The sequence below is a fragment of the Streptomyces sp. NRRL S-31 genome (assembly GCF_000718775.1).
In the GTDB taxonomy this organism is placed as follows: Bacteria; Actinomycetota; Actinomycetes; order Streptomycetales; family Streptomycetaceae; genus Streptomyces.
Genome location: NZ_JOCB01000137.1, coordinates 18,751 through 31,155, shown reverse-complemented (window position 1 = coordinate 31,155; position 12,405 = coordinate 18,751). Strand labels below are relative to the sequence as shown.

General features: G+C 73.0%; 12 protein-coding genes and 2 pseudogenes. 9 read left to right on the top strand and 5 right to left on the bottom strand.

Annotated elements, in window-relative coordinates:
• From IF37_RS0135530 to IF37_RS0135500, 7 genes and pseudogenes are all read left to right on the top strand, one after another.
• Positions 1-400: pseudogene (locus tag IF37_RS0135530) on the top strand (hypothetical protein); the annotation flags it as partial.
• On the top strand, positions 397-804 hold the full coding sequence (locus tag IF37_RS0135525) for a roadblock/LC7 domain-containing protein (RefSeq protein WP_030752712.1): 408 nt from the start codon (positions 397-399) through the stop codon (positions 802-804). The pseudogene IF37_RS0135530 and the gene IF37_RS0135525, both read left to right, overlap by 4 nt.
• Complete coding sequence (locus tag IF37_RS0135520) at positions 801-1,163, top strand: DUF742 domain-containing protein (protein WP_030752709.1); 363 nt, start codon at positions 801-803, stop codon at positions 1,161-1,163. Before IF37_RS0135525 ends, IF37_RS0135520 begins: the two co-directional genes overlap by 4 nt.
• 13 nt (positions 1,164-1,176) lie before the next feature.
• Complete coding sequence (locus IF37_RS0135515; RefSeq protein ID WP_030752707.1) at positions 1,177-1,770, top strand: ATP/GTP-binding protein; 594 nt, start codon at positions 1,177-1,179, stop codon at positions 1,768-1,770.
• On the top strand, positions 1,767-2,978 hold the full coding sequence (locus IF37_RS0135510; RefSeq protein WP_030752704.1) for a cytochrome P450: 1,212 nt from the start codon (positions 1,767-1,769) through the stop codon (positions 2,976-2,978). Before IF37_RS0135515 ends, IF37_RS0135510 begins: the two co-directional genes overlap by 4 nt.
• A 100-nt stretch (positions 2,979-3,078) precedes the next feature.
• Complete coding sequence (locus IF37_RS0135505; protein ID WP_030752701.1) at positions 3,079-4,305, top strand: cytochrome P450; 1,227 nt, start codon at positions 3,079-3,081, stop codon at positions 4,303-4,305.
• 146 nt (positions 4,306-4,451) lie between these two features.
• On the top strand, positions 4,452-5,441 hold the full coding sequence (locus IF37_RS0135500; RefSeq protein ID WP_030752698.1) for an aldo/keto reductase: 990 nt from the start codon (positions 4,452-4,454) through the stop codon (positions 5,439-5,441).
• A 106-nt stretch (positions 5,442-5,547) separates the two neighbouring features.
• On the opposite strand, the pseudogene IF37_RS0135495 reads toward IF37_RS0135500, so the two are convergent.
• Positions 5,548-5,841: pseudogene (locus tag IF37_RS0135495) on the bottom strand (DUF6343 family protein); the annotation flags it as partial.
• A gap of 417 nt (positions 5,842-6,258) precedes the next feature.
• Between IF37_RS0135495 and IF37_RS0135490 the strand changes: the two are divergent.
• Entirely contained in the window at positions 6,259-7,506 is a 1,248-nt protein-coding gene (locus tag IF37_RS0135490; protein WP_030752693.1) for an MFS transporter, read from the top strand.
• 15 nt (positions 7,507-7,521) lie between these two features.
• Here IF37_RS0135490 and IF37_RS0135485 read toward each other — a convergent pair whose 3' ends face one another.
• From IF37_RS0135485 to IF37_RS0135470, 4 genes are all read right to left on the bottom strand, one after another.
• Complete coding sequence (locus IF37_RS0135485; protein ID WP_030752690.1) at positions 7,522-8,253, bottom strand: metallophosphoesterase; 732 nt, start codon at positions 8,251-8,253, stop codon at positions 7,522-7,524.
• Positions 8,250-8,522: a hypothetical protein gene (locus IF37_RS0135480; protein WP_030752687.1), complete on the bottom strand. Its 273-nt coding sequence runs from the start codon at positions 8,520-8,522 to the stop codon at positions 8,250-8,252. Before IF37_RS0135480 ends, IF37_RS0135485 begins: the two co-directional genes overlap by 4 nt.
• Complete coding sequence (locus IF37_RS0135475; RefSeq protein WP_030752684.1) at positions 8,519-9,205, bottom strand: hypothetical protein; 687 nt, start codon at positions 9,203-9,205, stop codon at positions 8,519-8,521. The genes IF37_RS0135480 and IF37_RS0135475 overlap by 4 nt, the downstream gene beginning before the upstream one ends.
• Positions 9,206-9,306: 101 nt before the next feature.
• Positions 9,307-10,857, bottom strand: a complete 1,551-nt coding sequence (locus tag IF37_RS0135470) for an APC family permease (RefSeq protein ID WP_030752682.1) — start codon at positions 10,855-10,857, stop codon at positions 9,307-9,309.
• A 284-nt stretch (positions 10,858-11,141) separates the two neighbouring features.
• On the opposite strand from IF37_RS0135470, the gene IF37_RS0135465 reads away from it, so the two are divergent.
• The gene (locus tag IF37_RS0135465) at positions 11,142-12,287 is read left to right on the top strand and encodes a PP2C family protein-serine/threonine phosphatase (protein WP_030752679.1); all 1,146 of its coding nucleotides are present in this window, start codon (positions 11,142-11,144) and stop codon (positions 12,285-12,287) included.
• Positions 12,288-12,405: the final 118 nt, after the last annotated feature.

Below are 12,405 nucleotides of genomic sequence, written 5' to 3'. Positions count from 1 at the left end.
GTCGCGCACCGCGCCGGCCGCCGACGAGGTCAGGACGCGCGCCGCCCGCTTCGGCAGCTTCCGCCAGGCCGTCCGCCCGTCCGCACCGGCCGCCGGGCAGCCCGGCCCCGCGACCGCCGCGCCGGAGGCCGCCCCGGACGCCGCCGCCGAGCCGCAGCACACGACGCCGCCCGAGCGGAGCACCACCCGCGCGCAGCAGCCCGTACCGGAGGACCGGGCCGCGCTGTCCCGGGCGGAGGGCGCACCGGGCGACCGGACCGCCGTACCCCCGGCGACCACCGCACCGGAGCATCCGGCCGGCGACGGCGAGCCCGGCTCCCCCGTCCCGTCCCACCCGCAGACGCAGACACACACGCACACGCACACGCACACGCACCCGGAAGGCGACACCACTTCATGACCGGCCCGACCACCGCCGACGACAAGCTCACCTGGCTCCTGGAGGGCCTGCTGGAGAGGACCCCGGGGGCCCGGCACGCGCTCGTGCTGTCCCGGGACGGGCTGAAGCTGTGCCGGACGCCCGAGCTGAGCGTCGACCAGGCCGACCAGCTGGCCGCGATCGCCGCCGGCATCCAGTCGCTGTCGCACGGGGCGTCCGTGGAGTTCGGCGACGGCAGCGGCGGGGTGCGCTCGGCGATGGCGGAGTTCTACGGCGGCGTGCTGTTCATCGTGGAGGCGGGCGCCGGCGCCCACCTGGCCGTGATCACCGCCGAGGAGGCGGACGCCGGCGTCGTCGGACACAACATGAGCGAACTGGTGGAGCAGCTCGGTGAGTACCTGACCGCTCCGCCCCGTACCTCATGAGCGGTCCCGGCAGGAACCGGCCGGGCCGCGACGACGCCCCCGACCGGCTGTACACCCTCACCCAGGGGCGCAGCCGAAGCGACCCCGACAACCCCTTCGACCTGGTCACCCTCGTGGTCGCCGAGTCGGACCCGGCGACCGGCATGCAGTCGGAGCACGTGGCGATCCTGAAGCTGACCCGCTCCCCCACCTCGGTGGTGGAGATCGCCGCCGAGCTGCGGCTGCCCGTGGGCATCGTCAGGGTCCTGCTGTCCGATCTGCTGGCGGCGGGCCGCGTCAGCGCCCGGCATCCGCGCCGGCCGGCCATAACCGACCCCGACATCCTGGAGCAGGTGCTCGTTGGACTCCGCAACCTCTGACGCGCGCACCCCGTTGGGTGCCACCGCCGAACAAGGCTTCAAGATCGTGGTCGTGGGCGGCTTCGGCGTCGGCAAGACCACGCTGGTCCGCTCGGTCAGCGAGATCCGTCCCCTCAACACCGAGGAGACGATGACGCAGGCCGGTGCGACGGTCGACGACATCCGCCAGGTGCGCGGCAAGTCCGCCACCACGGTGGCCTTCGACTTCGGCCGGATCACCCTGGACGCGCGCAATGTGCTGTACATGTTCGGCGCGCCGGGCCAGGAGCGGTTCTGGTTCCTGTGGGACCGGCTGTTCACCGGCACGCTCGGGGCGGTCGTCCTGGTCGACACCCGGCGGATCGACGACTCCTGGTACGCCATCGACCGGCTGGAGCACCACGGTACGCCGTTCATCGTGGCCTGCAACGACTTCGGCGGCCCGGTGCGCGCCGGCGCGGACGTCCGCGAGGCCCTCGACCTGGACCCGCGGGTCCCGCTGATCGACTGCGACGCCCGCTCCCGGGAGTCGGGCAAGCGGGTCCTGATCACGCTCGTGCAACACGTGAAGAACCGGTACGCCGACCCGTCCGCGCGGGCGGGCCTGCCCCGACAGGAGTATGTGTGACCTCCCCCGACGCCGTCCCGCTCGGCGGACCCAGGTTCCAGACCGAACCCGCCCGCCTGTACCGGGAGATGCGGCGCGACCACGGCGCCGTGGTGCCGGTGCTGCTCGACGGCGGCATCCCGGCCTGGCTGGTGCTCGGTTACCGCGAACTGCACCAGGTCACCGGCGACCCGGTGCTGTTCAGCCGTGACTCGGACCTGTGGAACCAGTGGGAGAACATCCCCGAGGACTGGCCGCTGCTGCCGATGATCGGGCACAAGCAGCCGTCGATCCTCTACACCGTCGGCGAACGGCACCGCCGCCGCGCGGCGATGGTCAGCGACGCCCTGGAGGCGGTGGACCCGTTCGAACTGCGCGCGCACGCCGAGCGGTTCGCGGACGAGCTGATCGACGCGGTGTGCGGGGTCGGCGAGGCCGATCTGATCGCGCAGTACGCGATGCTGCTGCCGGTGCGGGTACTGGCCCGGCTGTTCGGGTTCCCGGACGAGGACGGCCCCGGGCTGGTCACCGCCCTCAACGACATGATCGACGGCCGGGAGCGTGCGCTGGCCGGACAGTCCCATCTGTTCACGTCCATGGCGCAGTTGCTCGCGAGCCGGAAGAAGGAGCCCGCGGACGACGTGGCCTCCCGGATGCTCGCCGACGACAACGGCTTCAGCGACGAGGAGATCGCGCAGGACCTGATGGTGATGCTGGCGGCCGGACACCAGCCGACCGCCGACTGGATCGGCAACTCGCTCCGGCTGATGCTGACCGACGACCGGTTCGCCGCCTCCCTGTTCGGCGGGCGCCACAGTGTCGCCGAGGCGATGAACGAGGTGCTGTGGGAGGACGCGCCCTCGCAGAACATCGCAGGCCGCTGGGCCGCCCGCGACACGCACCTCGGCGGCCGGCGCGTCCAGGCCGGCGACCTGCTGGTGCTCGGACTCCAGGGCGCCAACTCCGATCCGCAGGTGCGGACCGACGCCTCCGCGCTGACCGGCGGCAACAACGCGCACTTCGCCTTCAGCCACGGCGAGCACCGCTGCCCGTTCCCCGCGCAGGAGATCGCCGAGGTGATCGCGCGGACCGGTATCGAGGTGGTGCTGGACCGGCTGCCGGACATCGATCTGGGAGTACCGGCCGAGTCCCTCGAGCGCCGTCCCTCGCCCTGGCTGCGGGGACTGAGCCGGCTGCCCGTCCGGTTCACCCCGGTGCCCGCCCGCTGAGCCCGCGCCGCCTCGGCCGACCGTTCCGCCGCCGGGGGTCCGGGGGCCCGCTCCCCGGACCCGCTCCGTACTCCGACCCTGCCCTGGGAGGCTCGCAACGATGACGACCGGTACCGAAGCACCCCGTATCGCGCTGGACCCCTTAGTCACGGACCTGGACGCCGAGAGCGCGGCCCTGCGGGCGGCCGGGCCGCTCGCCGCGGTCGAACTGCCGGGCGGTGTCCCGGTCTGGGCGGTCACGCACCACGCCGAGGCCAGGGCGCTGCTCACCGACCCGCGCCTGGTGAAGGACATCAACGTGTGGGGCGCCTGGCAGCGCGGTGAGATCCCCGCGGACTGGCCGCTGATCGGCCTCGCCAACCCGGGCCGTTCCATGCTCACGGCCGACGGCGCCGACCACCGCCGGCTGCGCACGCTGGTCGCGCAGGCGCTCACCCCGCGCCGGGTGGAGCGGATGCGGGAGCGGATCGAGAAGCTCACCCAGGACCTGCTGGACGCGCTGCCCACGGACGGCGGGACCGTCGACCTGAAGGCTGCCTTCGCCTACCCGCTGCCCATGTACGTCGTCGCCGACCTCATGGGGATCGAGGAGGCGCGGCTGCCCCGGCTGAAGGTGCTGTTCGAGAGGTTCTTCTCCACCCAGACCCCGCCGGCCGAGGTCGTCGCGACCCTCACCGAGCTGGCGCAGATCATGACCGAGACGGTGGCGGCGCGGCGGGCCGAGCCGGGCGACGACCTGACCAGCGCGCTGGTGCTGGCCTCCGAGGGCGGCGACCGGCTGACGGACGAGGAGATCGTCTCCACGCTCCAGCTGATGGTGGCGGCGGGCCATGAGACGACGATCTCGCTGATCGTCAACGCCGTGGTGAACCTCTCCCTCCACCCCGGGCAGCGCGCCCTGGTGCTGTCCGGTGAGGCCGACTGGTCCGCGGTGGTGGAGGAGACGCTGCGGTACTCCGCCCCGACCTCGCACGTGCTGATCCGGTTCGCGACCGAGGACGTGCCGGTCGGCGACCGGGTGATCCCGGCCGGGGACGCGCTGATCGTGTCGTACGGGGCGATCGGCCGGGACGGACACGCGCACGGGCCGACCGCCGGGGAGTTCGACATCACCCGGGAGACGAGGACCCGTCACATCTCCTTCGGTCACGGTCCGCACACGTGCCCGGGTGCCGCCCTGTCCCGGCTGGAGGCGGGGGTCGCCCTGCCGGCGCTGTACGCCCGCTTCCCCGGCCTGGACCTGGCGGTGCCGGCGGAGGGCCTGCGCAACAAGCCGGTGGTCACCCAGAACGACCTCTTCGAACTGCCGGTACGCCTGAACCCGTAGCCGACCGTAGCCGACCGGAGCGCGGCCGGATCCGCAGGGCCGTCCGCCGCTCCGCTTGACTTGGAGAGCGCTCGAACTCGTAGCGTCTCAGGAGAAGGACGAACGACGAAGAACGAACGACGAACGAGCGTGTGAAAGGACCTCCCATGCAGAAGCGCAGCCTGCGGGACCTCCAGGTATCGGCCATCGGCCTCGGATGCATGGGGATGTCCGCCTTCTACGGCTCCACCGACCAGGACGAGGGCATCGCGACCATCCGGCGCGCCCTCGACCTCGGCATCGACTTCCTCGACACCGCGCAGCTCTACGGACCGCTGACCAACGAGTCGCTGGTCGGCGAGGCGATCCGGGGACACCGCGACGAGTACGTGATCGCGACGAAGTTCAATTACCGGATGGACGACGCCGTCCCCGGCGACATGAGCACGATCGGTCCGCAGGACGGCTCGGCCGAGCACGTCCGCAGCTCGGTGCACGGCTCGCTGGAGCGTCTCGGCACCGACCACATCGACCTGTACTACCAGCACCGCGTCGACCCGAACGTGCCCATCGAGGAGACCGTCGGCGCGCTGGGCGAGCTGGTCGCCGAGGGCAAGGTGCGGTACATCGGGCTGAGCGAGGCGAGTGCGGAGACCATCCGGCGTGCCCACGCCGTCCACCCGGTCACCGCGGTGCAGAGCGAGTACTCGCTGTGGTCGCGGGACGTGGAGGCCGAGGTGCTGCCCGCCTGCCGTGAGCTGGGCATCGGCTTCGTGCCGTACTCGCCGCTGGGCCGCGGCTTCCTCGCGGGCCGCTTCTCCTCGCCCAAGGAGCTGGACAGCGACGACTTCCGCCGCTCCAACCCCCGCTTCACGGACGGCAACCTGGAGGCGAACCTGCGGCTGGCGGAGAAGGTGAAGGAGATCGCCGCCGAGAAGGACGTGACCCCGGCCCAGCTGGCCATCGCGTGGGTCCTGGCCCAGGGCGAGGACCTGGTGCCGATCCCGGGCACCAAGCGCCGCACCTACCTGGAGCAGAACGCCGGCGCGGCCGGGGTCGAGCTGACCAAGGAGGACCTGGCCCGGATCGACGCCGAACTGCCCCGGGTGGCGGGCGAGCGGTACGACGAGGCGGGGATGCGCTCGGTCAACCGGTAGCGGCCGGTCGGCCACGCGGGCCGCGACGCCGAACCGCTCCGCCGTGGTGGCCGGGCGGTGCCCGGGCACCGGCGGCTCAGCGGCCCGGCACCGAGTGCGGCGCGGGTCAGCGGCCCGCGCCGCGCTCGCGCCGTCGGCGCGCGGAGAGCACGGCCAGGTCCAGCGCCGCCGCCAGGGCGAGGAGGCCGCACACCACCGCGAGCACGGTCAGCGGCCCGGTGCCCGGGCTGTCGCCCGGGCCCTGCCCGGCGGCCCAGACCGCGAAGCCGGCGGTCGCCGCCGCGAAGACGGGCAGGAAGACGGCGGAGAGCAGCAACCGCAGCCGCAGGGCGCTGCGCGCGGTGACCGGTTCGCCACCGGTGCGGGGGAAACGGTGACCGAACGCGCCGGAGCGTGACCGGGGGCGGGCACCGCCGGCCGCCCGTGCTCTCTCCTGACCATGACACGCCTCCTCCGGCGGGACATTCCGGGTTGCCGCCGTGCCGCGTAACCAGGGCCGGGCGGCCTGAAACAGGGCCTGTGAGCAACCCCACGCGAGGGCCAACTCCCCTGCGCCCGGGCCGGTTCGGGTGGCGCGGAACCGGACCGGCACAAGCGGTGGCGCCGACTCGCCCGTCCCGTCTGCCACCATGGGCGGCGCCCTTGACCAGGCGGCCCGGCCGTGCAGCGCAGCCGGACCGACGGGAACCGCCGGTCCCTTCCGAAACCCCTGGTTGACGAGTACCCCACCGTGCCCTCTGCCCCTGTCTCCGCCCTGCCCGCGCCCACCGGCACCCCGCCCTCGCGTTCCCCGTGGCGGTCGCTGCGGCACCGCGGCATGCGCTGGTGGTCGGCGGCCAACTTCGTCTCCAACGCCGGTACGTGGATGCAGCTCACGGTGCAGAACCTGCTCGTGCTGCACATCACGGGCTCGGCCGCGGCGACCGGTCTGTCGATGTCCGTGCAGGCCGCGCCCGCGCTGTTCGTGAGCCTGCTGGGCGGCGCGGCCGTGGACCGCTGGCCCCGGAAGCTCACGGTCGCCGTCAGCCAGGCCCTGCTCGGCGCGGTCGCCTTCACCACGGCGCTGCTCGTGGCGCTGGACCGGATCGACATGACGGCGCTGCTGGTGCTGGCCGCGGTGACCGGCGTCATCGCCACCGTCGACGGGCCGGCCTGTGCCCTGCTCGGCAACGATCTCGTGCCGGTGGCGGACGTGCCGTCGGCGATCGGGGTGGGCGCGCTGGTGCACAGCGCGGGCCGGCTGGCCGGTACCGCCCTGGCCGGGGTGACCGTCGGCTTCCTCGGCACGTCCGCCGCGTACACCGCCAACGGCGTGTCGTTCCTCTTCGTGGCCTCAGTGGTGCCGTTCCTGCGGGCCGCCCCGGGGGCCGCCGGAGAGCCCGCGGCCGGGCCTCGGACGGCGTCGGCACAGGCCGGGATGACGGTCCGGGAGGGTTTGTCGTTCTTCCTGCGCCGGCCCCGCCTGGTGGCCCTGGCGGGCATCACCGGGCTCAGCTCCGTCTTCGGCCGCAACTACGGCCTGACCCTCGCCGTCCTCGTCACCGGGCCGCTCGCGGGCGGCGCCGGGGCGTTCGGCACGGTCTCGACCGTGCTGGCCGTCGGCGGCATCCTCGGCGCGGTCCTCGGCGCCCGGCTGCGCAGGCCGTCCGTGCGGACCGTGGGCCTGCTCGCGGCGGCGGGCGCCCTGCTCCAGGTGGTGGCGGGCCTGTCGCCGTCGCTCGCGGTGCTGCTGGTGCTGGTGCTGCCGATGGCGGTGGTGGAGTCCGTCTCCGACACCGCCGGCACGGCCGTGCTCCAGACCGACCCGCCGCCGCACCTGCGCGGCCGGGTGCTCGGGGTGTGGAGCAGCGTCGGCACGGTATGGAGCCTCGGCGGGCCGCCCCTGCTCGGCCTGCTCATGGAGTGGGCCGGGGCGCGGGGTGCCCTGGTGGCCGGCGGGCTGCTCATCGCCGGGTCGATCGGCGCGGGCCTGCTGGTGCGCCGGCGCGGCGGCCCGGTGGCGGTGCCGCTGGCCGCGAAGGACGGCGATGTGACCGGCCGCGAGGCCCTCGTCCCGGCGGCCTGACGGCTCCTTTGGGTGTCACTCGGTGCGGCCGGGCAGGTGGTAGACGTGGAAGGCCTGCCCGATGACCGGCTGGGCGACGTTGCGCACCCGGACCCCTCCGCTGGTCATGCCGTGCTCGGTGCCGGCGTGCGCGTGACCGTGCACGGCGAGGTCGGCGCCGCCGGTGTCGATCGCCTCCGCGAGCAGGTAGCTGCCGAGGAACGGGTAGATCTCCAGCGGTTCCCCGGCCAGGGTGTCCGGCACCGGCGAGAAGTGGGTCAGCGCGATCCGCGCGTCGCAGCCCCACTCCTGGAGGTCCTTCAGGGCGCTGTGCAGGCCGTCGGCGGACCGGCGGGTGTAGCGGACGAACTCCTTCATCAGGGGTTCGCCGAACTCCCCGGCGCAGCGGCCGACGAAGCCGCCGCCGAACCCCTTGGTGCCGGCGACCCCGATGCGGACGCCGTCGGCGGTGACGACGGCGGCCTGCCCTTCGAGGACGTGGGCGCCCGCGTCCCGGAGGATCGCGGTGACCTCCTCGGGCCGCTCGTCGTGGTGGTCGTGGTTGCCGAGTACGGCGACGACGGGCACTCCGAGGTCCTTGATCTCGCGGGCGACGACCGCCGCCTCCTCGGGTGTGCCGTGCCGGGTGAGGTCGCCGGCGAGCAGCAGGACGTCGGCGCAGTCCGGCAGGGTCTCGAAGGAGGAGCGGAGCGTGCCCTGGCTCTCGGGGCCCATGTGGATGTCCCCGACGGCCGCGACGCGGATCATGTCAGGTCCTCTCCGTGGTCGGGGGACGAGGTGCCGGCGATGAGCAGGTCGCTGTGGACCGGGTGCCCCGCCAGCTCCTCGCGGGCCGTGCGGAGGACCTCGTCCCGGCACTGGGTGGACGGCACGGTGCCGGTGAGCAGGACGGCGTCGCCGCGCAGTTCGAGCCGTACGCCGAGTTCTCCGTACTCTCCGGAGGCGAGGTGTTCGGCGAGGTGGGCGACGCGGTAGTCCAGGTTCCCGGGCGCCGGGGGCGGGCTGGTGTCGGTCATGGCTGACCCTCCTGGGCGTCGATCACGTTCAGCCGTTCGAGGAGGAAGAGGAAGGCGGCGGGCATGGGCTCGTCGCCGCAGGTCGTGCGGACCACGTCCCAGTCGACCTTCTCGCGTACGGCGCGCGCCACCGGCAGGACGGACCCGAAGTCGCAGTAGTGCTCGGAGAAGGCGCTGATCAGGCTGTGGATCAGGTCGGTCGGGCAGAGGACGGGCATGAGCACGGAGTCGACCGGCAGGACGTGGGCCCGGTCGAGCATGTCCCGGGTGACGGGCTGGTGGGCCAGCGCGAAGATGATGTCGACGTTCTGCCCGTGACAGGTGGTCTTCAGCAGCCAGTCCTCCGGCGGGACGCGTACGCCGAGACCGGCCTCGCGCAGGGTGGCGGCCACCGCCTCGGCGTCCTCGGGCAGGATGGCGAAGTCGGCGTCGTGCTGGAGGTAGCGGCTGCCGCCGTGGGCGTAGACGGCCACGCTGCCGGCGAGCGCGAAGGGGTGGCCGGCGCGTTTGAGTATGGCGCCGATCTGCTTGGCGGCCTCCAGGATCGCCTGGCTGCGGTCCTGCGGCAGCTCCGCCGGCTCCGCGGTGGCGGCCGGCCGGCACTCCGGCCCGTCCGGGGCGAGCCGGAGTCCGGCGACGTCCGGCCGCCGCAGGGGCGCGGTGTCCTCCCCGTTCTGCGTCATGACCTCTCCATTCGGCACCCTCGCACCCCCGGGCCGCCGTTCGGCTCCGGGGCTGGTACGGGTACCCGGCGCGCTGCCGCCGACACAGCGCGTTCGCCGGTTCACTCCTCCACGACGAGTGCCGGGGTCCCGGCGGTGAGGACCCGGCCGCGGAAGAAGGCCGGGCTGCGGCGCCGCATGACCAGCATGACGACCACGCCGAGCAGCAGCAGGCCGACGCCGATCACGAAGACGGAGCCGACGCCCAGGACGGCGGAACCGCTGCCGTAGGCCGGGTTCCACATGTCGTGGAGCGTCTTGCCGAAGACGGCGGTGAGCAGCAGGCCGCCGAGGACCGGGAAGAGGCCCTTGAAGAGGGCGTCGCGGGTGGAGCGGGTGAGGTCGCGGCGGAAGAACCAGGCGCAGGCGAACGCGGTGAGCGCGTAGTAGAAGCAGATCATCAGGCCGAGCGCGTAGATGGTGTCGACCAGGACGTGCTCGCTGAGCAGGGACATCACCGCGTAGAAGACGCCGGTGGCGACGCCCGCGGTGACGGTGGCCCGGCCGGGGGTGCGGAAGCGCTCGTGGACGCGCGCGTAGGAGGCGGGCAGCGCCTGGTACGTCGACATGGCGAGGACCGTGCGGGCGACCGGGATGAAGGTGGTCTGGAGGCTGGCGGCGGCCGAGGCGAGGACGGCGGCGAAGAGCAGGATGCCGAGGGCGTGGCCCATGACGGGGCCGGCCAGGGCGGCGAAGACGTTGTCGGAGGTCCGCGGGTTGGCCAGGCCCAGTCCCCGGGTGCCGGAGCCGACGGCCAGTTGCGCGGCGATGGCGGTGGTGAGGTAGGAGCCGACCAGGACGACCATGGCGATCAGGGCGGCCCGGCCGGGGGTCTTCTCGCTGCCGACGGTCTCCTCGTTGGCGGTCAGGCAGGTGTCCCAGCCCCAGTACATGAAGATCGACAGGGAGAGTCCGGCGCTGAAGGACGCGAAGGACTTCACCGCGAACGGGTTCAGCCAGGACCAGGAGAAGTCGGTGTGCCCGGGGAAGGCGCCGGTGCGGGCCTTGTGCAGGGCCATGACGACGAACAGGGCGAGCACCACGAGCTGGAGTCCCACCAGCGCGTACTGCACGCCCTTCGTCGTGGTCATGCCGCGGTAGCTGATGGCCGTGGCGGTCGCGATCAGGAGCAGACAGGTGAGGATGTGGACGGCCTTGTGGCCGTCGAGGTCCGCGACGGTGCCGCTGCCGGTGAGTTCCCCGGCCAGCAGCCAGAAGTAGGAGGTGGCGACTCCGGCGAGGTTGGACAGCACGATCACGGTGGCGATGACCAGGCCCCAGCCGCACATCCAGCCGACGTGCGGGCCGAACGCCTTGACGGTCCAGGTGAAGGAGGTGCCGCAGTCGGGCACGGCCTTGTTCAGCTCGCGGTAGGCGAAGGCGACCAGCAGCATCGGCAGGAAGCCGGCGAGGAAGACGGCCGGCATGCGCAGGCCCACCTCGCCGGCGGTGGAGCCGAGCGTGGAGGTGAGGCAGTAGACCGGGGCCACGGTGGACACACCGATGACCGCGCTGCCCAGCAGGCCGATGGAATCGCCGCCGAGGCCCTTGCCCCGTACTCCGTCGCTGGCTGCCGTGTCAGAGGCGTCCGGCCTCATCGCCGTCTGTGTCATGACACAGGACGCTAAATGCTGCGATATCGGTTGAGGGCGGTCCAGACCACCCCGCAAGCACCTTAACTTCGCAGGCTGATTAGGCAAACCAACCGGTATTTCAACGGAGAATGACGGTAGTCCCTCTTCCCAATGAAGGCAACGCGATCACCGTCCGGTATTCGGGAATCGAAGAGGGGCCCGGAATGTCTGGTTCCAAATCTTCCCGTGTGACGTACGCCGCTCCGCTCGGTCCGGCGCTCGGCGAGTGGCCGCCCGATCCGGCCCGGCGCACGCTGGTAGGCATGGCACCCCGGCTCGGACGCGCCGGAGCGCGGCGGCCACGGCAGTCGGCGCACGCGCTGCTGGTGCTGCCCGTCGCGCTCATCGCGGCCATCACGGTGGCCGACATGCGGACTCCCTACGAGGTCCACCTCGGACCCGCCCTGGTGATCGCGCCGGCGCTCACCCCCTCCTTCGCCGGCCCCCGGACCACCGCGGGCGTCGGCGCGCTGGCGGTGGCCGCCCAGGTCCTCATCGGCGTCTCCCACGGCGGGCTGGGCACCCTGAACCACATCGTGCAGATCATCACCCTCACCGTCCTCGTGGTGCTCACGGTCGTCTACAGCGCCCTGCGCGAGCGCCGCCAGGCCCAGCTCGCCCAGGTCCGCACCGTCGCCGAGGCCGCCCAGCACGTGCTGATGTGGCCGCTGCCCGAACGGATCGGCGCGCTGCGGATCGCCTCGCTGTACCTCGCCGCGGAGGACGAGGCACAGATCGGCGGCGACCTCTACGCGGCGACCGTGTGCGACGACGCCGTGCGCGTGCTGATCGGGGACGTCCGCGGCAAGGGCCTGCCCGCCATCGGCGAGGCGGCGCTGCTGCTCGGCGCCTTCCGGGAGAGCGCGCACCGGCGCATCCCGCTGGCGGAGCTGGCCACCGCGCTGGACCAGAGCATCACCCGCTACGCGGCCGAGCTGGACAGCCCGGAGGAGGAGGGCGAGCGGTTCGCGACCGCGCTGCTGGTGGAGATCCCGAACCACGACCCGGTCACCCGGATGACCAGCGCCGGCCATCCACCGCCGCTGCTGCTGAGCCCCGGTCACGTCGTGACGGTCCCGAGCCTGCACCCCTCTCCGCCGCTCGGGGTGGCCGGCGGCACGGAGCACACGCTGGACGTGTTCTCCTTCGAGCCCGGCGACACGCTGCTGCTGTACACGGACGGGGTGGTGGAGGCCCGGGACGAACGCGGCCGGTTCTATCCGCTCGCCGAACGGGTCGCACGGTGGACCGACGACAGCCCCGAGGCGCTCATGCACCACCTGCGGCGCGACCTGCTCGCCCACGCGGGCGGCAGGCTGGGCGACGACGCCGCGCTGATCGCGCTCCACCGCGTCCCCGCCGAACGCCGCCGGCACCACGGCCATGGGGAGTCCGACCGGCCCGGGTGAGCGCGCGGGAGCCCGCGGGGGACCGGCCCGGCGGAACCGGCCGCCTCGTTCAACTCACCTTGTGACAAAGTTCAGTTCGGAGGGTGGCCCACCCTGCCCGGGTGTTGGGAGAATCTGC

Bases quoted from the DNA above. Each gene is read 5' to 3' on its own strand.
- IF37_RS0135480 (WP_030752687.1), bottom strand. From the start codon at position 8,522: ATGACCGACACCAGCCCGCCCCCGGCGCCCGGGAACCTGGACTACCGC.
- IF37_RS0135470 (WP_030752682.1), bottom strand. From the start codon at position 10,857: ATGACACAGACGGCGATGAGGCCGGACGCCTCTGACACGGCAGCCAGC.
- IF37_RS0135475 (WP_030752684.1), bottom strand. From the start codon at position 9,205: ATGACGCAGAACGGGGAGGACACCGCGCCCCTGCGGCGGCCGGACGTC.
- IF37_RS0135500 (WP_030752698.1), top strand. From the start codon at position 4,452: ATGCAGAAGCGCAGCCTGCGGGACCTCCAGGTATCGGCCATCGGCCTC.
- IF37_RS0135520 (WP_030752709.1), top strand. From the start codon at position 801: ATGAGCGGTCCCGGCAGGAACCGGCCGGGCCGCGACGACGCCCCCGAC.
- IF37_RS0135505 (WP_030752701.1), top strand. From the start codon at position 3,079: ATGACGACCGGTACCGAAGCACCCCGTATCGCGCTGGACCCCTTAGTC.
- IF37_RS0135465 (WP_030752679.1), top strand. From the start codon at position 11,142: ATGGCACCCCGGCTCGGACGCGCCGGAGCGCGGCGGCCACGGCAGTCG.
- IF37_RS0135490 (WP_030752693.1), top strand. From the start codon at position 6,259: ATGCGCTGGTGGTCGGCGGCCAACTTCGTCTCCAACGCCGGTACGTGG.
- IF37_RS0135525 (WP_030752712.1), top strand. From the start codon at position 397: ATGACCGGCCCGACCACCGCCGACGACAAGCTCACCTGGCTCCTGGAG.
- IF37_RS0135485 (WP_030752690.1), bottom strand. From the start codon at position 8,253: ATGATCCGCGTCGCGGCCGTCGGGGACATCCACATGGGCCCCGAGAGC.